The sequence below is a fragment of the Calothrix anomala FACHB-343 genome, assembly GCF_014696435.1.
Classification (GTDB): domain Bacteria; phylum Cyanobacteriota; class Cyanobacteriia; order Cyanobacteriales; family Nostocaceae; genus Aulosira; species Aulosira anomala_A.
Genome location: NZ_JACJQG010000020.1, coordinates 97,201 through 118,102, shown reverse-complemented (window position 1 = coordinate 118,102; position 20,902 = coordinate 97,201). Strand labels below are relative to the sequence as shown.

The window sequence follows — 20,902 nt, the reverse complement described above, 5'->3', positions numbered from 1 at the left end:
ACAGTCAACAGTCAACAGTCAACAGTCAACAGTCAACAGTCAACAGTCAACAGTCAACAGTCAACAGTCAACAGTCAACAGTCAACAGTCAACAGTCAACAGTCAACCTTTTTACAAAACCACCTGCCTGTCCTCACAAGTTCCTCAAATTTAAGAGCTATAAAAGTAAGCGTATACAGCAGAGGGCTGACCAAAACACTCAGGCTAACTCTTAAAACATATGTATTTATTAGTGAGCAAACATAATTGAGAACTCAAAGCCAGAAACCTCTATTGCCATTTATCACTAGAAGCAGAGGTATATATGTTTACCAAGATTTTAGTTGCCTTAGATCGTTCGCCAACGGGGAAACAGGTTTTTGAGCATTCCTTAGCTTTAGCAAAGGCAACAGGAGCTAGTTTAACGCTACTGCATGTTCTATCTGCGGAAGAAGAAGGTAGTCCTTACGCACCCGTATTATCTAATTTTGATTATTACCCAGGTTTAGGTAGTCAAAGCTTCGAGTACTACCAACAGCAATGGGATAAATTTAAAAATCAAGGCGTGCAAATGTTGCAAGAGTTCTGCGCGGAAGCTAACACGGCAGGAGTGAATGCAGAATTTATCCAACAACTTGGTAGCCCTGGTAAGCTAATCTGTCAATTAGCCGTTCAATCTAATGCTGATTTAATTATCATGGGGCGTCGTGGACGTTCAGGATTAAAGGAACTATTTCTTGGTAGTGTAAGTAACTATGTTCTTCACCATGCACCTTGCTCAGTGCATGTGCTTCATGTTACCGCTAATATTGCCCAAGCCCAAGAAGTTGTGGCAGAATCTAGCGTTAAAGTAGGGGCTGGAAATTAGGCAATAGGGGTTAGAGACTAGAAGCTAGGAGGTATATCTCATGTTGCGTAGCTTCCTACAAATATTACTGCGGCTGCTATTGCTAGGAACAGTGACGATATTGATATTCCTGGGTTTAGATATCAGCACCTCTAAAAGAGCGATCGCTGCTATTACTCGTTTAGAATCAGTACCAGGAGAAATCATTTATCGCTCACAACTCAAATTAGAAGATAAATCGGGACATATTTGGCAAGTAATTTTGTGGAAGCAAATTTATACAGGGCATCCATCAACTGTAAATCTCCGTTTAGTAGGCTTTCCTGGTTCTGCTGAATTAATTCATCCCCAACCATTGCGAATTACCAAAGCTACAGGAGAAGTCTTAATTGCTCCTGATGTTTTCTTAGACTCAGCACCAGCACCAACAATTGGTCAGTATAATTTTCAAGATATATTACCAAATTTACCAGTAGAATCTCTACTACTAAGTATTCCTTTACCTGGCGAGAAATTTATTAATATCTCTGTTCCTCCATCTGTAGTGAAAGAATGGCAAACGGTATTAAAGGATTAAGGGTATGGGGCATTGGGCATTGGGCATTGGGCATTGGGCAATAGTCAATAGTCAATAGTCAATAGTCAATGGTCATTTGTATATCTTATCCCCCTTGTCTCCCTTGTCCCCCTTGTCCTCCTTATCCTCCTTCCCTTCCCTAGTTCCTAGCCCCTATTCCTCCCATCTACCACAATATTAAAAAATTTTTTGGAGACGATTCATTATGTTGAAAGCAGCAGATATCATGACGAAAGATGTTGCTACAATTCGGAGTTCTGCGACTGTTGCTGAAGCTGTGAGACTCTTAAGATCAAGAGACTGGCGGGCGTTAATTGTGGATCGTCGTAACGAACAAGATGCTTATGGGATTATTAGCGAAAGCGATATTGCTTATAAGGTAATAGCTCATGGTAAAGATCCCCAAACCATGCGTGTATATGAAATTATGACTAAGCCTTGTATTGCTATTAATCCCAACCTTGGTTTGGAATATGTAGCCCGATTATTTGCTCAACATCATCTTCACAGAGCGCCAGTTATCCAAGGCGAGCTATTAGGAATAGTCTCACTCACCGATATTCTGGCTCATAGTGAGTTTTTGGAACAACCACGAACATTGTTATTAGAACAAGAATTACAAGACGAAATTCAGAAAGCTCGCCTAGTCTGCGCGCAAACAGGCGTTCGTTCGCAAGAATGTGCGGCTGCATGGGATGTTGTTGAAGAAATCCAAGCAGAGATAGCACATCAACGCTCTGAAAAGTTTGTAAAAACAGCTTTTGAAGATTATTGTGATGAATATCCAGAAGCTATAGAAGCAATAACATACGACCTTTAAAAGTACCGTTTAAAAATACTTTCAAAAGCTCTAATGTGAGAATTACACCCAGCATTACAGCAGTTTTCACCTATTTGAAGCACATCTGTGTAGGGGCACGGCAATGCCGTGCCCTATAAAATATCTTGATGTGTTGCGAACATTATTTCAATTACTATAATTTGATTTTTGAAGCAAGAATTACTTTAAAGTTCGCTTGCTGTCGTAGGTGCAATAACTTCACCTGTACCTATTTCTAGGAGCAAATCTTGGTCAGTAATCAGTTCATTGAGTTCTTTTACTTGTAAATTCATTTCTTCACAAGCTTGCCTTAATTCGCTGGCAAATTTATTGAGGTCGTTACCATAACCGCATTGATAAGCAGCAGTTTCAATTCCTTGCTTGGCGTTTGCTCTCGCACAATCTACTAATTCTGTGCCTTGCAATGGTGTTGTGGATGCCATAAATCTATTTGCTATTTATTACCTATTTTTCATTAATACAATATCAATTATTTATGATTTACTCATCCATCTATGGGTTAGGTTTGTTAATAGTCATTAGTCGTTTGTAAGAGACGCGATTCATCGCGTCTGTATAAGCGTCATTGGTCATTTGTTATTGGTTGAGAATTTATTTACCAATGCCCTATGCCCCATGCCCATATTCAATAATTTATAAAATTAACCCTTGGGTTGAATTTTATTTCAATCCAAGGGTTAATTTTGCTTTGTCCTTTACTTAACATTTGTAAGTTTAGGCTATTTATTATTACATATTAGCCAAGCTTACTTATAGCTGGTAAATGCACTTAGCTGATATTCTGTCTCCCCACACATGACACACGCTTTTAATTAGACCACGGGCAACAAGCAAACAACTTTATTGTGATGAAGCTTTTATTTCCATCATGTAGTTTTACATTAGCTGTTATGTGGTGATAATTTATCAATCTTTAGATGTAAAACACGCTTTCTTTTATCAGTCTTTAGATGTAAATACAAAATTCAGGTTATTGCTTAAGGAATTTAGCAACAAACTATGCAACAATAATCACCCACATACTACCTGCTAAGGCAATAGTCGCTAAGTGTTGCCAAATCAAGGTGATTATTGGTTGTCTTGCTATTTTTTGTGTTAGCAGTATCGACAATAACACAGCAAAAATTAGGGTTGTACCTTGTAAAAAGTCAATTACTGCTGGATGGGCTACTAATGTCGGTAATTGCTCGTTATTTAACCCAAAAGTTGCAACAGTGATGGGTAAAATCCGTCCGCCTTCTGCCAAGCCTAAATGGAGATAATGGGCTAGGTTACCTCCTAATACTAATGGTAAATAGCCATAGGCTAACTCAATAAATGTCTTAGGTTTGCGACCAAAATTAAATAGTTTGGTTAAACCATAAGCGGCTAAAGGAATTGTAATAGGAACGAGTAAAGTTATGAGAGATAATTCTGTGTGCTGCCAAAAAACAGTTAAATCAAAGTTTAGCCCTAACCAAGCTTGTATTTCTGGTAAGCGATGCAGATATATACCACCTAATAATAAAAATAACAGTGCAACTTCGTAACTGCGCGGTACATGAGTTGTCCAAAGTTCAATTCCTGGGGGACGTAAGTTAAATTCTACGGAACGATGGGGACAGGCTTTTAAGCAAGTCATGCATAATACGCAATCTCTGTTATCTTCCAATTGGGCGGGGTGAGAGTATAAAGGACAACCATCGGTTTCCATTCCCTCGCCTTTTTGCGGCCCGCCTTTGTAACATTGATAAGTGGTACAAGTTGCCGAACAAATACCTTGTTGCGCTCTAAGTTCTGTCATTGATAGCTTGGCGAATAAACCGTTCATTCCGCCAATAGGACAAAGATAGCGACACCAAAATCGCCGTTCAAATATTGCAGAGCAAATCATTGCACCGGCGGTGATTAAGAGTAGCAAGCAAGCGGAGAGATAAGCGGTGTTTTCTAAATCCCAGAGTTCCTCCCAGAGAAAAATTAAGGTAAATAGCCCAAATAAAAACCATCCACCCCATTTTTCAGCTTGTTCTCGCGGCCAGCGTTTGAGTTGTCTGGGAAACAACCAGAGTGATAGTTTTTGCGTAATTTCACCGTAGATCATGAAGGGACATACGGCACACCAAATCCTTCCTAAAAAGGGAAAGAGGAAGAGAAAGACAGGCCACCACCAAGCCCAAAATAAGATTAAACCGAAATTGCGATCGCGTGTTTGCGGCCCGATAAATAATACACCAACCAAAAAAGCAAACGCCGCAACAGTAAAACCATAGTTAATGCGATCTGGCCACCAATCACTGCGTAAAAACTTGCGCAACCCTGGATACATATTTAACAAGTTGACGCGAAATTGCTTTTTCTTCGGTTCTGCTGACCAAAATATTTCTTCTGTTAATTCTTTCCCTTCGCCAACTTGAACGATCGCTCTTTCGACTAAATTTTTTAATTCTTTGAGATTACCGGGGAAATCGTAAGCTTGCAAGCGGCGTAACGCTTCTGGGGTGACATGGGGTTTAGTTAAACCTCGCGCCCGACTGTAGAGGCTGGTGTAATATTCTACTTGCGCTTTAATATCGGCTTTACGTACCCGCAACGGTGGGACTTTAATGACATGACCTACTTGACGTTCGATGATTGATTGGGCTTTTTCGGAGACAATTAAAATCTTAACTTTACTGGTACGGGGTTCGGCTTTTGGTTCTCCCGGACGACTCACCGGATTATATGTATTTGTTTGCAGTAATTGGGCGACAGCTGGTAATAATTCTGGGGGTAATTCTTGAATATTATTGAGAATTAAACTACCTTCCCCCAACAATTCTAAAAGTCCAGGTTTACCACCAGCACGACCAAATAAATCTACACCACTAGTTTGGAGAATGCTGCAATTAATTTTAATAATCGGTTCGCGGCGTCGGGGTGAACTAAAATGAATTAAGGCGGCGATATTATCTTTTTCTAAACCCGGTTCGCCAAAGATATCTACAGATAAGCGATCGCCCGCAGCAGCGCGAATTTGCTCCCGCAAGCGCACAGCATAACGGCTTGTACCGACAATTCCCCGTTGTGCTTTGGTGACTAAATATGGACGTAATGCGATCGCCCGTTCTTGTTCGTAGCTTAAAGCAGATGTCACTTCCGCTAATTCTTGCACTAATAAGCGCGAAAAAGCTTGATTTATCTCTGGATATTGACTAGCTAAACCGCGAAATTTATCAGCCGGGATTGTCCACAAATGACATTCATTCAGGGTAATAATTGTGAATGGGGCGAATTCGTCTAAGAGTAATTCCTGTAGGTTAATAACTTCACCAGGAAGAAAACCACGGGCTAAAGCTGAGTAATTTTGATTACTAGTTTCACACTCTAAATGTCCGTCTTGCACGATGTAAAGTGCTTCTGGCGGAGTATCTGCGGTGACTAAGGTTTTACCTTCAGGTATAACTTGTAACTCCATCGCTTGTGCGATCGCCTCTAACACCTTAGGTGAGAAAATTCCTAAAGGCGTGCGTTCTTGTAGCCAAATCACTGTATCACCAGATGCAAGCATAGATTCCCCGTGTCGGCTGTATTATTCAAATGATAATGGGGCATTGGGCATTGGGCATTGGGCATGGGGTAGAGAAACAATTTTGAATTTTGAATTTTGAATTTTGAATTGTTTGTCCCCCTCCATCAAGACTTGACTCTTTATTGAGAATCACTATCTGGCGTTGTTTCTTTGTTTTTAAATTTCATATTTCCCCAAGTTTTGGATTTACTAGCGGGTAATTCATTGGTTTCTTCCGCAGTTGCTTTTGCTGATGTAAAATCTCCTAAAGTTAACTGCTTAACCCGTGCCACATCACCTTGATCAACTGCTGTTTTCAAATCCCGTTTTAAATGAGCATTTCTTACTGCTTCTTCTTTAGAACGGGAACTGGTTGTAAAGCATTTTTCTAACGTTTCATATATCCCAACACGCCGCGCCATTTTACGAAACTGGCGTTCTGTATCCAATAATTTTGCCATCAATTCTAAGTGCATACCGTCATCTGCACAAATTTCTTCTAGTACCGCCCATTCATCACTACCCAGTAAACTATTATCAGCCCCAGGACGAGGATCGCGGAAAATTTCACCTGTTTCTTCTTGATAAATACGGGGTAAACTATCATCAAATTCGTGTTTTTCTTCTAGCCAAATGCGGCGAATCTCGCTCATTTCTTCAACAGTAATTAAAGTTATATCGCGCATATTTTCTGGTGCTGTGCGGCGGATTTGAGTTTGCGCTGCTAATAATTTCCTTAGCCAATATTCACGCCAATATTTAGTATATGGGCCAGGTATTGGTTCTACAGAAATGTCCCCATCTTTATTGCGCTCAAATAATTGCACTTCACCCCAAATGCGGCGAAAGTCTCTTTTCTCGCGATCGTCTTTAATATCTAATTCATTGCGAATATCTAATAAAGGCTGCATCCATTCTTTTTCTTCATCATTTTGGATCATCGCCTCCATTGATTTATCCTGATTTACTAAGGTACAAACCCAACAACCAAAGCGAGAATCACCACAACTAGGTGTGGAAGTATCAACTACAAGGGGACATTCGTTATCTGCTGTCGCCCCGCGATACATGCTAAATAATTCTTTATTGCTGTTTCCCCAAGGATTGTCATATTGATTGAGATAAATCCAGACATCATTATTACTCCAGTCTTCAATGGGCGTATAAATTACAGAGTTAGGTAAACTGGCATTGGGGCTGAGGCGATCGCGTATTCTGCCCATTTGATGCTTTTCCATTGTCGCTGCACGTTTTGTGCTTTCGGCTTTGCGAGTACCCAAAACTACGATAGTTTCACCGTTGGCACGCACCATCTCACGGATAAAGTGGTTGGCTGGATTAATTTTCAATCTTTGGGTACACCAACGGAATTGATTACGCGGTGCTGGGTAACCTTTACCAATCAGGTTGACCCAAAATGTGTCTTGAACAACTGGTTGCAGCAAATGCGGTTCTACGGGCATTCCTTGTGCTTGTGCTGCAGACTTTAGCTGTTGTAAACATTTGCGTACCCAAGCAGAGACGATAGGATTTTCTACCTGAGTATCTGTAGTAATTACATGGATTTTTTTAGTTCGTTTTTCTTGGGGAAGAAGAGCGATCGCATTCCAGACTAACTGTAGCGTTGTACTAGAATCTTTCCCCCAAGAGACTCCTAGCACCCAAGGTATTTGATCTGAGCAATATAAATCTTGGATTTCTTTGGTAAGATTCTCTATGTCTTCTACTAAATCTGCAACGGTACGCGATCGCTGGCTTTTATTTTCTGGCTGTTGTGCTGTAGCCATAGCTCCTTTCCTATCTAGACATGGGTTTTAGTCACCCCTGTTATCTGTACTGCAAGAGCAACCCTTGTATTGTAAAGCGTAAAGTTTTTAAAAACTTTTATATATTAACTGAATTTCATAGAAAATTAGTTGGTAGCAAATTCTGCAATTTTTTAAAATTAACATGAAAGACAGTAAATCCGATCCAACTGCTGACATCGCTAGAGAATACCAAGAACGGGAAACCAAGGATAAACAGGTACTTGCTTTACTTTTAGAGAAGTTTTTGGAGAAAAAGGATCGGATTTTAGTACAGAAAACCGAGATGGGTGGAACGGAAGCTTATGTTGGTTCTGTCAGTCTGGAATGGTTCGCAGGTAGGGTTCACTTCGCTTCTGGTTTACCTCTGTTTCAGAATAAGTATAATTCTGAAACTGATAACATCGAAATTGACGCAGATAGTATTGATGAAATTCAGCAACGCCCCTTAGATTGGTCTCGTCAAGCACCTTTGGTACAGTATTTATCAGCAAGAAAAAATCATAAGTTTCCCCCGGTATTGGTGGTAATTAATCAATCTTGGGTGGACGATCCCAAAGCTGCTGAGTGGAATAGTGAGGGAATCGCAACTAAATCAACTACCGATTTTACGCCTTTGGATAAAGACGGTAAAGTAGGTTTACTGAATATTTCTGAAGATGATGTCACTATTTATGCATTAGATGGTCAACATCGATTGATGGGTGTACAAGGTTTAATGGAGTTAATTAAAACAGGAAAACTTCAGCGTTATAAAAAAGATAAAATTGCTGATGATAGTTTCATTAAAATAGATGATTTGATTGAGCAATATCAAGTAGATCCTGCTTATTTACAAAGCTTATCTAAAGAAAAAATTGGGATCGAATTTATTTGTGCGGTTGCGTCTGGAGAAACTCGCACTCAAGCCAGACGCAGAGTGAGATCGATTTTTGTCCATGTTAACCTAATGGCTGCACCTTTAACTAAAGGTCAATTAGTACAGTTAAATGAAGATGATGGTTTTGCAATTGTCGCCCGAAAAATTGCCACAAATCATCCGCTTTTAGCACAACAGCCAGAACGCAAACCTCGTGTTAATTGGAATAGTGCAACAGTTGCAGCAAATTCCACAGTGTTAACAACTTTGCAAGCTATTCAAGATATGTCAGAGAGATATTTAGGGCAAAAATTTCCTCATTGGAAACCTGTAGAAAAAGGTTTAATTCCTATGCGCCCAGAAGATAATGAAATTGAAGAAGGAATTAATGAATTTAGAAAACTATTTGATGCTTTAGCCAGCCTTCCCAGTTATAAAATTCTGGAACATGAAGATACACCGCAATTACGACGCTTCAGTTTTGAAAAAGATGGAGGGGAAGGAAATATGCTTTTCCGCCCTATTGCTCAAGTGGCATTAGCTCAAGCTTTGGGAATCTTGGTTTTTAAAAAAGGTTTTTCCCTGACAGATATTTTTAAGAAATTACGCAAATTCGATCAGCAAGGTGGCTTTAGTGGTATGGAGTATCCACAATCTCTTTGGTATGGCGTTTTATACGATCCCAATAAAAAGCGCATACAAGTTGCAGGGCGAGATTTAGCGGCGAAGTTACTAATTTATATCTTAGGTGGAATTAAGGATCGCATGGAATCTGCTGAACTTCGTAAGGCGCTAGCTGATGCTAGAACTATCGAAAACCAAACTATCAGCTTTGATGGTAAGTTTGTTGAACCTCAAGCAGTAGGACTGCCACCAATTTTATAAGAATTAGCGTTAAAAAAATGTTAGGAATTAAAAATCAAGAGAGGAATTTGCTTAAATCAAATTCTTCTTCTTGTTCCTGTTTATTGATGCGTTCATAACTGAGAAATAATAAAATGCGCTCAGAATAATCTACAGCGCCACGCAATTCATTTTGTAAGATTTCTAGCCCACCATTAGCATACTCTTCAAAAATATGATTGCGTTGAGTTTCATATTCTTCTTCATAAGTAGATAAAATATTAATGTCCTGGGTTTCAGCAATTCCCAGTAACTTAATTACCACATCATTTCCCACCGAAGCAAAAGATTCTAGCCGAATTGGTGAAGGTTCCCTTTTGGAAATCTCCCCCAAAGAAACACGCTTTTTATGCTTAATACCCAAAGCGGCTGCAAACACAATTACATCAGCAAAAGTTTGAAAAGGCCCTGTTTCCCCGTCGGAGGATGTTAAAGCTTTGACTAACTCAGCTTTATCTTTTGCAACCCTGATTCTGCCAGTTTCAGCCATTGATTTGCATATTTACATTGTGGCAATTTTAACCGAAACCAAAGAGCGATTGCACTACTTTATTGCCACATCCAAGCGATCGCTCTTTCTTCCCACCGCACCTGCTACAATTTCAAAAACCCTACGTAGGAATTTGCACGTTCTCATACAGCAAAGCTATGGGAAAGCGAAAATCAACGCTGGTTAACTGAACTTCATCCCCTGCTTCATAAGGATGTAACTCCCAAAGTCCTCTATCATTTAAGCGAAAACAATCTACACCAATTTTTTCAGCATCAATCAGCACATATTCTTGCAAAGTTTCAATTCGGCGATACCGCGTAAATTTAGCACCTCTGTCGTAAGCTTCCGTACTTGGGGAAAGAACTTCCACAATTAAACAAGGATACTGGATAAATTGAATCGCTTGTTTATCTCGTTCATCGCAACTCACTACAACATCAGGATAATGAAAGGTATTCTCTGACACAGCTACTTTTGCAGCAGCCATAAAGGGAATACAGCTACTTCCCCGCAGATGGTTTTTTAACGCTGAAGCCAAGTTTAAAGCAATATCATTATGGGGAAGAGTACCCCCAGTCATGGCGAAAACTTCACCATCAATATATTCGTATTTAATTTCTTGACGTACTTCCCATTCCAGATATTCTTGAGGAGACATATACTTGCAACTTACTCCCTCTCAAAAGCCACCTTTTTTAACTCTAACTAAAAAACCTTTGCGCCTACCCTGCGGGAAGCCACTTCGTGTCTATGCGCCTTTGCGTGAGACATTTACCTCTCCGTCCTCACCGTCACCACCTGCGGCGGCGTAGAATCAGGAGGATACAAAAAATCTACCTGTACTTGTCGCTTCTCTCCCGCTAACATCTTCAACTTCACCAAAGGTTCACCCATTTGTCCCCGACGTTGTACTAAATGTACATAGCGCGTCTTTTCCCCACCATTATCATCGGTGTAACGCACCCTCACCGTACCGCGAAAAAATATCTGTTCCACCCTTGGCTTTAAAAATAGTAGTCTATCGGTTCCCCCTTCATCTTTTAAAGGTGTATGTATTGATACAGTAACTATCTGACTTTGATTACTAGGATTACGTAACGGCAAAGTCAAATTGTACTCAACACCATAGTTACTATGAGCAAAATACGCGGTATCAGGATAGCGTTTCAGCATTGGCGCACTCTGTATTTGTCCGGTGCTAAGAGTGATTAAATGCACAGTGCCCAAAGGATAAGCAAAGGCTTTTCCGGGTTGGGGTATGGTTAACTCGGACACATTAGGATTATCTGTTAGATTAGCTTGCCATTGCGCCCCTTGGGAGACACCAGCGACGCGGCTAAATACTGTCGGTTCTCTGGGTGGGTCGAGAGGGGTGGGGATGGGGTCGCGTTTTCCTGCTAAACTACCTGTATCTAAAAGCCTTTGCCATTCAGCCACAGTGGGAGGTGTAGAGCTATTTTTAGCTAAGTTTGCCAGATAAATTGGGCGATCGCTCGCTAATCGCATCATTGTTGTGCGACCATTAGAAGAGGGAGCCTGTACAGGGATGGGTAAATTCGCTAATATTTGGGTTTTTCCTGGTTCAATTACCAGCTTTTCGGGAAAATTACTCTGTCTAATTCCCCGTAGTACATCGTTCATTGTCCTGCTACCAGGGCCAGCGTAAACTGTACTTTGGGAGTTGTCTACCATATCCGGTAAAGCAATAAACGGTGCTTCTGTAGATAAATAACTGGCGGCTTGTAATACTTGCAATGTCACAGGTTCATTCCCCGGATTGTGGACGATGATTCCTTGGTAAACAGTGCGGTTTTGGGATGGGGTTTCCGCCCTGACTATATGATGGGCAAATACATCAAATCTCCCAGAAAAGGGATAATTCAGGTGTGCTGCTGGAGATTGTTTGTTATCTGGGGGGAAGGTAGAGAGTAAAATTCCTTCAGTAGTTACTAACTCCGGACTATTACTATTAAAAGTAGGGATATTATCGAGTTTTCCCGGTAAAGGGCGGACTTCTTGCGGTTGGACTTCCACACCAGCTATATATTGTGGGGGTACAGTGTAGATATTTAACGCCCGACACATCAAAGCAGCTACTTCGCCTCTGGTAGCGCTTTGCTGGGGTTTTAGCTGTTTGACTTGGGGATAGTTGACGACAATGCTGTTGATTGTAGCGGATGCGATCGCACTTTGGGCATAGTTAGGAATTTGTGCCGCATCCTCAAAATACTGTGGTAATATCTGCGCTGGGTTAGGTAGAGGGCTATAATTTTTCGCCCCAGCAACCACACCGATAATTTGGGCGCGAGGAATTGGCTGGTTTGGTTGGAATACTCCCCCTGGATAACCAGAAAAGAATCCTTTTTGATAAGCAGTAGTAATTGCTTTATTCGCCCAATAATTCTCAGGCACATCTGTAAATTTTATCGCACTGCGCTTGATAGGCGCATCCCCAAAAGCATTCAACAGTAACACAGCTGCTTCGGCGCGTGTTACTGTTGAATTGGGACGAAAACTACCATCCGGGTAGCCTGTAATTAATTTTCGTGCTGCTAACTGTTGAATACAAGCTTCTGCCCAATATTTCTGGGTATCAGAAAAAGCCAGAGTGATGGGATTTGATAAAGTTAACAGCGAGGCGATCGCAACTGCAGTATTTCTCAGAAACATTAATAAGCTTTAGTATAAACTAAAGCTATTAAAATGCATGAGTTTTGATGAATGCAAGATGTTAAGCAACTGAACTTTTCTTCACTCGACGAGTCAAAAATGAACTAGCACCGACAAGCCCAATCGCTAAGACTCCGAATAAAGAAGAAGATTCAGGAACGACTGTAACTATATTACCAGTGAAAGTTTTGTAACCAGTGGCAATTGTGTGATTATCTGATTCAAAACCAGTGCCAGATAAAGTCCCATCTGGCTTGAGATTAGTGAATTCAATCTTATCAAAAGTACCGCCGTCATAGTAAAAGTTGATGAATGCGTAGGGTTCCCCAGTATTCTTACCTGCGAATGCCGAATTAGGATTACCGTAGTAGTCGGATTTATTTGCTAGCTTGGAGATATAATTTTTCACATCAGCAGTAGTCATCGTTTGCACAAGATTGCCGTTGGAATAAAATTTCATGGCGTTGGTACTGTCTCCTGCAGACCACCACAGCCCAAAGTAACTTTGTGCTTGTGTAAATTCTAAAGTGGAAACTGTTTGACCATTCTTCGATCTGCTAGTATCCACATCAAAATATTGTTTTGTACCACCAGCACCGCCATATTGATCGGCATTGAAGATAAGCGTATTTTGATAGGAACCAACATTTGTAGTTCCATTATTCCAGGCAAAACCTGCGGCTTTGTAACCTGTTGTTAAACCATCAAAAGTTTGGACATTAGCATTAACAAGGTTGTTTAAATTTGCTTGTTGTACTTTTGCATCTTCAATTGAGACTACAAAAGAAGCAGCCATCGCTGGACGGTTAATAGCTGCTAAAGATAATACAACGCCAGAAGCGATCGCTGACTTAACTAAAAAACTTTTCATGTATTTATCCTTCTCAGTTTGAAATCTTTCTCTTGAAACGTTGATTCAGGCACGAACACAGCAATCATTGTCTTGATTATGTAATAAGAACACAGTTGAACGTTCGCGAAGGATTACGGATTTTAATAAAAAGTTTGTGTAAACAAGCTAAAATTTTCAATTTAGCTGTACTTTAACTACTTGAGAAGATGAGGCAATAAAAAATAAGGATTTCTAACTACCATGATTGATATCTGACATAAGTAAATTTGCTAAGAATTTTTCAATTATTCTGCGAATTGATACTTTCTCTGTACTTCCATAACTTCTGTATACTCAAATTCATTAGGACTTTGCTTGACTAAAGGGTATCTTTCTCCATCCAATTCAATATAATCTTGTTCGCAATCTGGTTTAGAAGAAAAGTACGTCAGCACGTATTCTCTACCAATTCTATCTGCCATTTCTGCTTCAACTTCACCTCGCCATTGGGTTTTCGTCACCAACACAATTAACTGATTGGCTAATTTAGGAATTGTCTGCGCAATGTGTCGGCGGGAAATTTCATCTAAACTCCCAAAAGGCGAATCCATGACAATGGGAAAGGTGCTACTTTCTGGTAGCATCAGCATTTTTCTTTTTTCGCTCCATTCCCGCACTCTGTCAATAATACTGGCGATAAAAGATAAACTAAGAATTTGATTTTCACCAGTGGAAGCAGCTACAGGTGCTTCCACTCCAGCAGTATTTTCTACAAGTGTTAGTTCATATTTTTCGCTGATTTTGGGAATATAGGGAGTAAAAGAGATTTCGGCAAAGATTTCCTGTACGCGCTGTTCTAATTGCAGGCGAAATTGCTTTTCTTGACGGTTTCTGACTTCTGTTAAGCGTTCAATTGCATCTTGAGTAGCGTTAATTCTGCGCTGTGCTAATGCTTGACGTTCTTCATTGAGTTTTTGCTTGGCGATTTGTTTACCTAATGTTTCAAGTTCTGTATTAAAATAGGCGATTTGCTGTTGATTTGCACCTTGTTCGCGATTTAATTCATCAATCTTATTTTCAATTTCGTCTAACCGTTTTTGTAAACTGCTAATTTCTTCATTCGCATCTTTTCTCAACCTGTCTTGAATATTATCTAATTCGCTTTCAATTTGTGAGATATTTTGTTTTAATTGGTGAATCCTGGCTTGTTCTCTATCTACTTCTTGCCAAAAAGCCGTTGCTTGTTTATCAATTTCATCAACTTGCGCACTCATCCGAAAAGCCATTTCTTCTACTGCTGAAGAACCTGCTTGATTTAACCAGAGAGTCACATTTGTATGGGGATGACTACCGACATTTAAATTTGTACCGCAAATACAACGTTGGGAATTAAGTAATTCGTTGATAAATTCCCGCGAAATTCCCGCCGTTAATTCACCGCGCTGCTTCAAATCATGCATGATTTCCCGAAACTGGGATGTGGTTTCAGCCAGAAGTACTGTATAACCCCGGGCAGAAATAATTTTTTTCAGAGCTTCGCGAGTTTTTTTATATTCTTCTTTATATCCTTGGTTCTGCGTTTCTAAATTTTGACAGCGTTCCTGTAATTCTTTCGCCGCACTTAGTTCGCGTAGGCGGTTACTTGTCTCTTTTTTAAAAGTTTGTTGATATTCTAATTCTTGTTTAATTTCTGTTTGGCGTTGCGCAATAGCTTCAATTTCTCTTTCTATCTTCTGTTGCTGGCGTAAAAGCTGTTTAATTTCCGAATCGCCGATAGCTTTTAAGTCATTCTCTAAACTTTTTTTCGCGTCTCCCAAATGTTTAATCGAACGGTTAATTACCTCCACACCTAAAAATATCTTAGTAGCTTCGGCAATTTCCGCTTTTTTATCAGAACGCACAATTTCTTCTATGCGTTCGCCATCAAAGAAAAAATATTGATGCAAACTCGCAGGTAAAATTTGATTAATAATTTCTTCTGGTTGCTGGGGTGGAAAATACCATTTACCATCATCACCACCTACCCACATGGTTAATTGGGTTTTACCAGCTTCAAAATCACTCTCATTTTTGTAAACTCGACTGGCACGTTTCACACGGTAGCGTTTACCTTCATGTTCCCAGCCAATTTCTACCCAACATTCCACAGCTTGCTTGTTTTTTGCTTCTGCGATCGCTCTTTTATTAACTAGCTGTTCTACCGAGGCAAAGGCAGCACTAAACTTCTCATATAATACCCAGGTAAAGGCATTAAGTAAACTAGTTTTTCCAGAACCATTATTGCCATGAATTATCGTGGTGTTAAGTACTTCTCCCCCAGACAAAATTATCTCTGGTGTTATGCCATAAAAGGAGCGAAAGTTGCAAAGCTTGATGGAAGTTAGCTTCATCGCACCTCTTCTTTAATAATCAGCAAAATCTCTTCGTTAATGTGGCTGTTAATTCTCTTATCTAATCTGCCTTTTTCCAGCTTCCATACCCGCTCAATAATCTGTCTCACTTCCGGCGGGGCGCTGGTAATTGGCTCCTGCACATCATCAATATTTTGCTCTGGTGACATGGGGAATGGTAGATACTTGTTTATTTATTGTACTGCGCTGCGCGTGTCATTTGTCATTTGTCATTTGTTTGATTTTTTAGAGAAAGGGCTTTATTTTTAGGTGATGCATTGCTATAATTAGCCTATATTATAATGGGATGTTTGCGCTTTTAAAAATTTTGCAAACATCCCATTATATTATGGTCAATAAGATTATTCTTTCATAAATTGGCACACATAATTCACTATTACGAAAAATTTTACAAAAATCCATAAAAAAACAGCGGTTCAAATATCTAATAAACCATACCTCTTTTGTAAAGCAAGTAGCTTCATTCTCGCTTCACCGGCATTATCAGCTAAATCGGCAAACTCGACAAAGCGCCGCAATTCTTTCTTTAATAAATTGCGTTCTACTTCTATAGTTTCCCTTTCTAAATCTGGCGGTAAGACAATCATGTCGTAAATAATGGCGCGTTCTTTTCCTGGGTGGGGACGTAAAACGCGCCCGCGACGTTGGATAAACTGACGGGGATTACCAGAACTGGATAAAATTACCGCAGTTTGAATTGCGGGAATATCTACACCTTCGTCTAAACAGCGAATGGCTACTAAACCTTGCAATTCTCCACTTTCAAATTGACGGCGTAAAACCTCCCTTTCTTCTAAAGAAGTATGGGCTGTATAGGTACTAACTTTATACCCCAATTCCACACCAAGAATTTTGGCTACGGCTTTAAGTTGACGCAAGGAAGAACGCTCTCCCGCTTCTTGGGAACCATCGCTGCAATAAAATAAAGTGTGGGTGGTATCTTTGCGAGTCGCCATTAATTCTCGCAAAGCAGTTAACTTGTTTGATGCTGCACCAATTAACCGGGCGCGTTGCATTAATAATGGCTTTAAATCTTCGTTATTTTCAAAATCTCCGACTGTGCCATTTTCCCGTTCTCGGTACAATAAAGATCGCCCAATTCTGCGAGTTAATTTTAAATAGGCAATACTTTCGGCTTCTGTTAATTCCACCAAAATCGGATAATACAGATAATGTACCAAAGCACCTTGAGCGATCGCATCTCTCAAAGTAAATTCAGGCTGTAGCACAGGGCCGAAATAATCAAGCAAACATTGAGTACCATCATCATCAAAATACCTTTCTGGCGTCGCAGATAACGCCAGCCGTAAACCAATGCGACGAGGTAAACTTTCCTCTAACTTGGGTGCGCCTAAATTATGGGCTTCATCGCCAATAATTAGAGTTCTGTCGGGAAAATATTTCACCTGCGACTGAAACCCCTCGCCAATTAATGTCGAGTTGGTGGTAATCACCGTGACAAATTTTTGCGAACCAGAACGCAGATTATAAATTTGGGTAGAGAGTTGACTTTGCCAATTGCGGACATCAAGGAATGCTAAAATCGGCTGCAAGTTAAATTTTTCGCATTCTCTTGCCCATTGAGTGACAAGATGACGATAGGGACATACCACCACCAAGACTTGTAAGTTAATCTGCTGGTATAATTCACAAGCGATCGCTAAAGCTGCGATCGTTTTACCACTACCAGTAGCCATTTTTAGCGTCCCTCTGCCATTGTTAGCAAACCAGCTTGTTATCGCTTGGCGCTGATATCCCCGCAGTTGCAGAGATTGGGGCATTTTTGGGCATCCTGGTAATGGTTTTTGCGTTTGATAATTACCCCGATTTTCCCTTAACAATGGCAATCGTAAGCGAAAACCGGGTAGTGGCTGCACTCGATTTGGCGTCAGGTACATAACAAGTCAAAAGTCAAAAGTCAAAAGTCAATGGTAAGTTGTCTACCTCATCCCTCCCTAGCCCTTAGCCCCTAACCCCTAGCCTCTAGTTATAATCACGCCAAACGGCGACTAAAGAACCTTGTACCTGTACGTGAACAGCTGGAACTTCAATCGGCTGGTATTTTGCATTCGCTGGTTTGAGAGTAACGCGATCGCCACTGCGATAAAAGCGCTTTAATGTAGTACCATGTCCGTCAACTCTTGCAGCTACAATCGTGCCATTTTTAAGTTGATTTGGTTCTGGTACTGGGCGCAAAAATACTAAATCGCCATCAGCAATTAAATCTTCAATCATGCTGTCTCCAGCTACCCGCAAAGCATAACTTTGGGGAGGTAAGGCAAAATTACTAATGTCTAAATGTTCTACAGCATCGGTAAAAGGTTCAATTAAACCTCCAGCAGCAATAGTACCTAAAATAGGTACGCCAGTAGCAACAGGACGCAAAATTCTAATAGTTCGCGCCTTACCTTCAGTCCATTCAATATAGCCTTTAGTCCGTAAATGTTCTAAACGGCTTTGAATTGGTGCAGGTGACTTTAAATTCATCGCTTGCATCATTTGCCGAATTGAAGGCGAATGCTGATGAGTGCGGATGTATTCTCCCAGCCATTCATACAATTCTTGTTGAGCTTCTGTTAAACGTTCCATAATTTTGTTGGGAAGTAATTACAAATGTCCCTAGAACATTAGTACTACATAAAATCCCATATAAGCAAGATGAAAGTGAAAATATATCTGACAATCTTATTTAATTTGAGAGTTGATTGATGAAGATAGGTAATGTGAAAGAAACCAGATAAAGGATGAGTTCGTTTATGAGAAGTTATTTAAGACTACTGTAGCAGTTTTGTTGGGAATGAAAGATATATTGACCTAATTTTGTGGCATCTGTTGGGATCAATACCGATAACTATAAAAAAATAAAAGGCAAAAGCATGATATTTGTACCATGTCTTTTGCCTTTTTAAGTCGTTGACGGTTCCAGTCAACAGTCAACCATCAACAGTCAACATTCTTCATTCTGCGCCTAAAATACTAGCTAACAAAGCCTTTTGGGCGTGCATTCGATTTTCCGCCTGATCCCAAACCCGTGATTGAGAACCTTCGATAACTGCTTCGGTAATTTCTTCACCGCGATGGGCTGGTAGACAGTGTAAAACAATAGCTTCGGGGTCAGCAAGACTTAATAACTGCTCAGAAATTTGGTATGGTTGGAAAATCGGGAAGCGATCGTCTGCTTCTGCTTCTTGTCCCATACTTGCCCACACATCAGTGTAAAGTACAGATGCACCTTTAGCGGCGATTTCTGGGTCATGGGTGAGCAGAACTTCAGTTTGATGATTAGCGATCGCTCTGGCTTGTTCTACAATGGCGCTATCGGGTTCATAGCCAACAGGCGTCGCGATTCTCACATTCATTCCCGCCAAAGCACAACCCAACATTAAAGAATTGGCGACATTATTCCCATCACCCACATAAGTTAAAGTTAACCCTTTGGCGCTACCAAAACACTCTTGAATCGTCATTAAATCTGCCAATACCTGACAAGGATGTTCCGCATCAGTCAGCGCATTAATTACCGGAATCTTGGCATAGTCAGCAAAAGTTTCTAACTCTTGTTGCGCAAAAGTGCGAATTGCTAATACATCCAGATATCGATCCAACACCCTAGCTGTATCTTGTACTGGTTCTCCACGGCTCACTTGGGTAACATTAGGGTTGAGATCGATTACCTGTCCACCCAATTGATACATCGCTACTGTAAAACTCACTCGCGTGCGAGTTGAAGCTTTAGAAAACAACAATCCCAAAACCTTATGACAATGCAACTTGAGCTTTTGAGATTTGAGTTGAGATGCTAATTGCAGAAGTTCCTGAAGTTCTGTAGAACTCAGATCCGCCAGACTTAATAAATCTCGTCCGTTCAACGCTACCATGCTTTATGAATCTGTAAAGAACCAGTGATCTTTTTCTATGCCTTGAGCCAGCTCTATGAAAAATTATCGCCTTAAAACTCTACCAGATATTCTGGTGTCGGGGGGAGATGGTCATTGGTCAACAGTCAACCGTCAACAGTCAACCGTCAAAAAAATTTTCTCGCCTGTTGCTAGACAATAAACTTGTTTATGCTATAATTCAAAATCGGTGAGTGCATTAAGCGCTTCGCAAAAAACGCCAGCATAGCACAGTGGTAGTGCATCCGACTTGTAATCGGAAGGTCGTCGGTTCAAATCCGACTGCTGGCTTTATGTTGTAGATTCGCAAATTGTATGTCGCGATTTGCAAATCAATGTCGCTTTGACTGTTTTTTAGACTGAATTTAATTATAGTGAGTTTTCGCAAATTAATGTCGTTTTATTCATAGTTGGATGTCGTCATATTATTTAGATTTAAGTTTAAGACTAAAATGGTACTTTAAAAATTTAATAACTACGTTTGTTGCTTGGTCGGCGTTTTGGTATTAATGTTCTCACTTTCCAATCTCAACTTCTTTAATTCACATTAAGCGTAATTTCTATTTCTCTTTCTAGGCTTGTAGAATCTCATAGGCTTACAAGTCGGATGCACCTTTCAACCCTCTCCCCTCTGAAAAAATGGGTGTGAAGCAAAGACAAATAAAAGAAAAATACTAGGACTTACGCATTGACAAAATTGTCAACAAGTGCAGTAAGCGCAAACAAAGAACTTTTCAGGCGATCGCTAATTAACACAGGACACAGTCAAGAGCGATAATTTCCGCTTGTACGCGCTTGGCAGAAATTTTAGAAGGAATGTCTGATCATAGGTTTTTACCTGAGTTTTTATAGCAAAAATGTTAATTTTTCCAACATTAACTTCATAAGATTTAAACTTTCGCTAAGTTAAGTAAAGAATGGAAAATTCCCCCTGAAATATTGATTTAGTCGTCAAAACGTTCTTTTGAGCAATGTTCCCAATCCGGCGCAAAAACCGATTTTCACCAGTAGATTCGTCAGATGACCCCAAACAAGTTAGCACTGGTTTAGCACTCACCATTTGTGAGCAACCGATTGAGCAGCACAGCGACAGAACTTGGACAGAAAGTCATCTGATGTGTGGAAGTAAATTTGCGCTGACATTGTTTAACCTTGAGTCAGCCAATCTTCAATGAGGGGAATTTATGGCGACAAAGTTTCAGTTTTCTGTTTTGGGAGTGAGTAATGGAATTAGCAAAGATTTTAACTTGCTAGATCTGGCAG

General features: G+C 40.2%; 18 protein-coding genes and 1 tRNA gene. 7 read left to right on the top strand and 12 right to left on the bottom strand.

Translation table 11 applies throughout. The features are described 5' to 3' along the window. Positions 1 to 304 precede the first annotated feature (304 nt). The 3 genes from H6G08_RS13815 (at position 305) to H6G08_RS13805 (ending at position 2,223) form a co-directional block, all read left to right on the top strand. Positions 305 to 847, top strand: a complete 543-nt coding sequence (locus H6G08_RS13815) for a universal stress protein (protein WP_190543221.1) — start codon at positions 305 to 307, stop codon at positions 845 to 847. Between the two features lie 40 nt (positions 848 to 887). Further along, positions 888 to 1,403 (top strand): DUF3122 domain-containing protein, encoded by a 516-nt coding sequence (locus H6G08_RS13810; RefSeq protein WP_190543218.1) that lies wholly within the window; start codon positions 888 to 890, stop codon positions 1,401 to 1,403. A gap of 205 nt (positions 1,404 to 1,608) precedes the next feature. After that, entirely contained in the window at positions 1,609 to 2,223 is a 615-nt protein-coding gene (locus H6G08_RS13805; protein WP_190543215.1) for a CP12 domain-containing protein, read from the top strand. Between the two features lie 185 nt (positions 2,224 to 2,408). Here the strand turns inward: H6G08_RS13805 and H6G08_RS13800 are convergent, their stop codons facing one another. The 3 genes from H6G08_RS13800 to dndC all read right to left on the bottom strand — a co-directional run bounded on the left by H6G08_RS13800 (position 2,409) and on the right by dndC (position 7,557). Next, positions 2,409 to 2,666, bottom strand: a complete 258-nt coding sequence (locus tag H6G08_RS13800; RefSeq protein WP_096645135.1) for a hypothetical protein — start codon at positions 2,664 to 2,666, stop codon at positions 2,409 to 2,411. Positions 2,667 to 3,241: 575 nt separating this feature from the next. Beyond that, positions 3,242 to 5,770: an AAA-type ATPase lid domain-containing protein gene (locus H6G08_RS13795; protein ID WP_190543212.1), complete on the bottom strand. Its 2,529-nt coding sequence runs from the start codon at positions 5,768 to 5,770 to the stop codon at positions 3,242 to 3,244. A 140-nt stretch (positions 5,771 to 5,910) separates the two neighbouring features. Beyond that, positions 5,911 to 7,557, bottom strand: coding sequence for a DNA phosphorothioation system sulfurtransferase DndC (dndC, locus tag H6G08_RS13790; protein ID WP_190543209.1), 1,647 nt, complete (start codon positions 7,555 to 7,557; stop codon positions 5,911 to 5,913). Positions 7,558 to 7,720: 163 nt separating this feature from the next. On the opposite strand from dndC, the gene H6G08_RS13785 reads away from it, so the two are divergent. Next, positions 7,721 to 9,319, top strand: coding sequence for a DGQHR domain-containing protein (locus tag H6G08_RS13785; protein WP_190543205.1), 1,599 nt, complete (start codon positions 7,721 to 7,723; stop codon positions 9,317 to 9,319). Positions 9,320 to 9,353: 34 nt separating this feature from the next. Here H6G08_RS13785 and H6G08_RS13780 read toward each other — a convergent pair whose 3' ends face one another. The 9 genes from H6G08_RS13780 to argF all read right to left on the bottom strand — a co-directional run bounded on the left by H6G08_RS13780 (position 9,354) and on the right by argF (position 19,621). Continuing rightward, complete coding sequence (locus H6G08_RS13780; protein ID WP_190543202.1) at positions 9,354 to 9,827, bottom strand: DNA phosphorothioation-associated protein 4; 474 nt, start codon at positions 9,825 to 9,827, stop codon at positions 9,354 to 9,356. Positions 9,828 to 9,948: 121 nt separating this feature from the next. Next, positions 9,949 to 10,488, bottom strand: a complete 540-nt coding sequence (locus H6G08_RS13775) for a Uma2 family endonuclease (protein ID WP_190543200.1) — start codon at positions 10,486 to 10,488, stop codon at positions 9,949 to 9,951. A gap of 113 nt (positions 10,489 to 10,601) precedes the next feature. After that, positions 10,602 to 12,500, bottom strand: a complete 1,899-nt coding sequence (locus H6G08_RS13770; RefSeq protein WP_190543197.1) for a DUF3370 family protein — start codon at positions 12,498 to 12,500, stop codon at positions 10,602 to 10,604. A 61-nt stretch (positions 12,501 to 12,561) separates the two neighbouring features. Continuing rightward, positions 12,562 to 13,371 carry an Npun_F0296 family exosortase-dependent surface protein gene (locus H6G08_RS13765; RefSeq protein ID WP_190543194.1) on the bottom strand — a complete coding sequence of 270 codons (810 nt, stop codon included), beginning with the start codon at positions 13,369 to 13,371 and terminating at the stop codon, positions 12,562 to 12,564. A 266-nt stretch (positions 13,372 to 13,637) separates the two neighbouring features. Continuing rightward, positions 13,638 to 15,722: an AAA family ATPase gene (locus tag H6G08_RS13760; RefSeq protein ID WP_190543191.1), complete on the bottom strand. Its 2,085-nt coding sequence runs from the start codon at positions 15,720 to 15,722 to the stop codon at positions 13,638 to 13,640. Further along, positions 15,719 to 15,892, bottom strand: a complete 174-nt coding sequence (locus tag H6G08_RS13755) for a hypothetical protein (RefSeq protein ID WP_190543188.1) — start codon at positions 15,890 to 15,892, stop codon at positions 15,719 to 15,721. Before H6G08_RS13755 ends, H6G08_RS13760 begins: the two co-directional genes overlap by 4 nt. Before the next feature lie 267 nt (positions 15,893 to 16,159). Continuing rightward, the gene (locus tag H6G08_RS13750) at positions 16,160 to 17,641 is read right to left on the bottom strand and encodes a DNA phosphorothioation system restriction enzyme (protein WP_190543184.1); all 1,482 of its coding nucleotides are present in this window, start codon (positions 17,639 to 17,641) and stop codon (positions 16,160 to 16,162) included. 85 nt (positions 17,642 to 17,726) lie between these two features. Further along, positions 17,727 to 18,332, bottom strand: coding sequence for a transcriptional repressor LexA (gene lexA, locus H6G08_RS13745; RefSeq protein ID WP_096645157.1), 606 nt, complete (start codon positions 18,330 to 18,332; stop codon positions 17,727 to 17,729). A gap of 368 nt (positions 18,333 to 18,700) precedes the next feature. After that, entirely contained in the window at positions 18,701 to 19,621 is a 921-nt protein-coding gene (argF, locus tag H6G08_RS13740; RefSeq protein ID WP_190543181.1) for an ornithine carbamoyltransferase, read from the bottom strand. Between the two features lie 55 nt (positions 19,622 to 19,676). Between argF and H6G08_RS38180 the strand changes: the two genes are divergently transcribed. The 3 genes from H6G08_RS38180 (at position 19,677) to H6G08_RS13730 (ending at position 20,814) form a co-directional block, all read left to right on the top strand. Next, the gene (locus H6G08_RS38180; protein WP_277877828.1) at positions 19,677 to 19,802 is read left to right on the top strand and encodes a hypothetical protein; all 126 of its coding nucleotides are present in this window, start codon (positions 19,677 to 19,679) and stop codon (positions 19,800 to 19,802) included. A gap of 56 nt (positions 19,803 to 19,858) precedes the next feature. Beyond that, positions 19,859 to 19,930 (top strand) — tRNA-Thr (locus H6G08_RS13735). 680 nt (positions 19,931 to 20,610) lie between these two features. Beyond that, positions 20,611 to 20,814 carry an ATP-binding protein gene (locus H6G08_RS13730; protein ID WP_190543178.1) on the top strand — a complete coding sequence of 68 codons (204 nt, stop codon included), beginning with the start codon at positions 20,611 to 20,613 and terminating at the stop codon, positions 20,812 to 20,814. The last annotated feature ends 88 nt before the right edge of the window (positions 20,815 to 20,902 follow it).

Bases quoted from the DNA above. Each gene is read 5' to 3' on its own strand.
- H6G08_RS13815 (WP_190543221.1), top strand. From the start codon at position 305: ATGTTTACCAAGATTTTAGTTGCCTTAGATCGTTCGCCAACGGGGAAA.
- H6G08_RS13810 (WP_190543218.1), top strand. From the start codon at position 888: ATGTTGCGTAGCTTCCTACAAATATTACTGCGGCTGCTATTGCTAGGA.
- H6G08_RS13805 (WP_190543215.1), top strand. From the start codon at position 1,609: ATGTTGAAAGCAGCAGATATCATGACGAAAGATGTTGCTACAATTCGG.
- H6G08_RS13800 (WP_096645135.1), bottom strand. From the start codon at position 2,666: ATGGCATCCACAACACCATTGCAAGGCACAGAATTAGTAGATTGTGCG.
- H6G08_RS13795 (WP_190543212.1), bottom strand. From the start codon at position 5,770: ATGCTTGCATCTGGTGATACAGTGATTTGGCTACAAGAACGCACGCCT.
- dndC (WP_190543209.1), bottom strand. From the start codon at position 7,557: ATGGCTACAGCACAACAGCCAGAAAATAAAAGCCAGCGATCGCGTACC.
- H6G08_RS13785 (WP_190543205.1), top strand. From the start codon at position 7,721: ATGAAAGACAGTAAATCCGATCCAACTGCTGACATCGCTAGAGAATAC.
- H6G08_RS13780 (WP_190543202.1), bottom strand. From the start codon at position 9,827: ATGGCTGAAACTGGCAGAATCAGGGTTGCAAAAGATAAAGCTGAGTTA.
- H6G08_RS13775 (WP_190543200.1), bottom strand. From the start codon at position 10,488: ATGTCTCCTCAAGAATATCTGGAATGGGAAGTACGTCAAGAAATTAAA.
- H6G08_RS13770 (WP_190543197.1), bottom strand. From the start codon at position 12,500: ATGTTTCTGAGAAATACTGCAGTTGCGATCGCCTCGCTGTTAACTTTA.
- H6G08_RS13765 (WP_190543194.1), bottom strand. From the start codon at position 13,371: ATGAAAAGTTTTTTAGTTAAGTCAGCGATCGCTTCTGGCGTTGTATTA.
- H6G08_RS13760 (WP_190543191.1), bottom strand. From the start codon at position 15,722: ATGAAGCTAACTTCCATCAAGCTTTGCAACTTTCGCTCCTTTTATGGC.
- H6G08_RS13755 (WP_190543188.1), bottom strand. From the start codon at position 15,892: ATGTCACCAGAGCAAAATATTGATGATGTGCAGGAGCCAATTACCAGC.
- H6G08_RS13750 (WP_190543184.1), bottom strand. From the start codon at position 17,641: ATGTACCTGACGCCAAATCGAGTGCAGCCACTACCCGGTTTTCGCTTA.
- lexA (WP_096645157.1), bottom strand. From the start codon at position 18,332: ATGGAACGTTTAACAGAAGCTCAACAAGAATTGTATGAATGGCTGGGA.
- argF (WP_190543181.1), bottom strand. From the start codon at position 19,621: ATGGTAGCGTTGAACGGACGAGATTTATTAAGTCTGGCGGATCTGAGT.
- H6G08_RS38180 (WP_277877828.1), top strand. From the start codon at position 19,677: ATGAAAAATTATCGCCTTAAAACTCTACCAGATATTCTGGTGTCGGGG.
- H6G08_RS13730 (WP_190543178.1), top strand. From the start codon at position 20,611: ATGTTCCCAATCCGGCGCAAAAACCGATTTTCACCAGTAGATTCGTCA.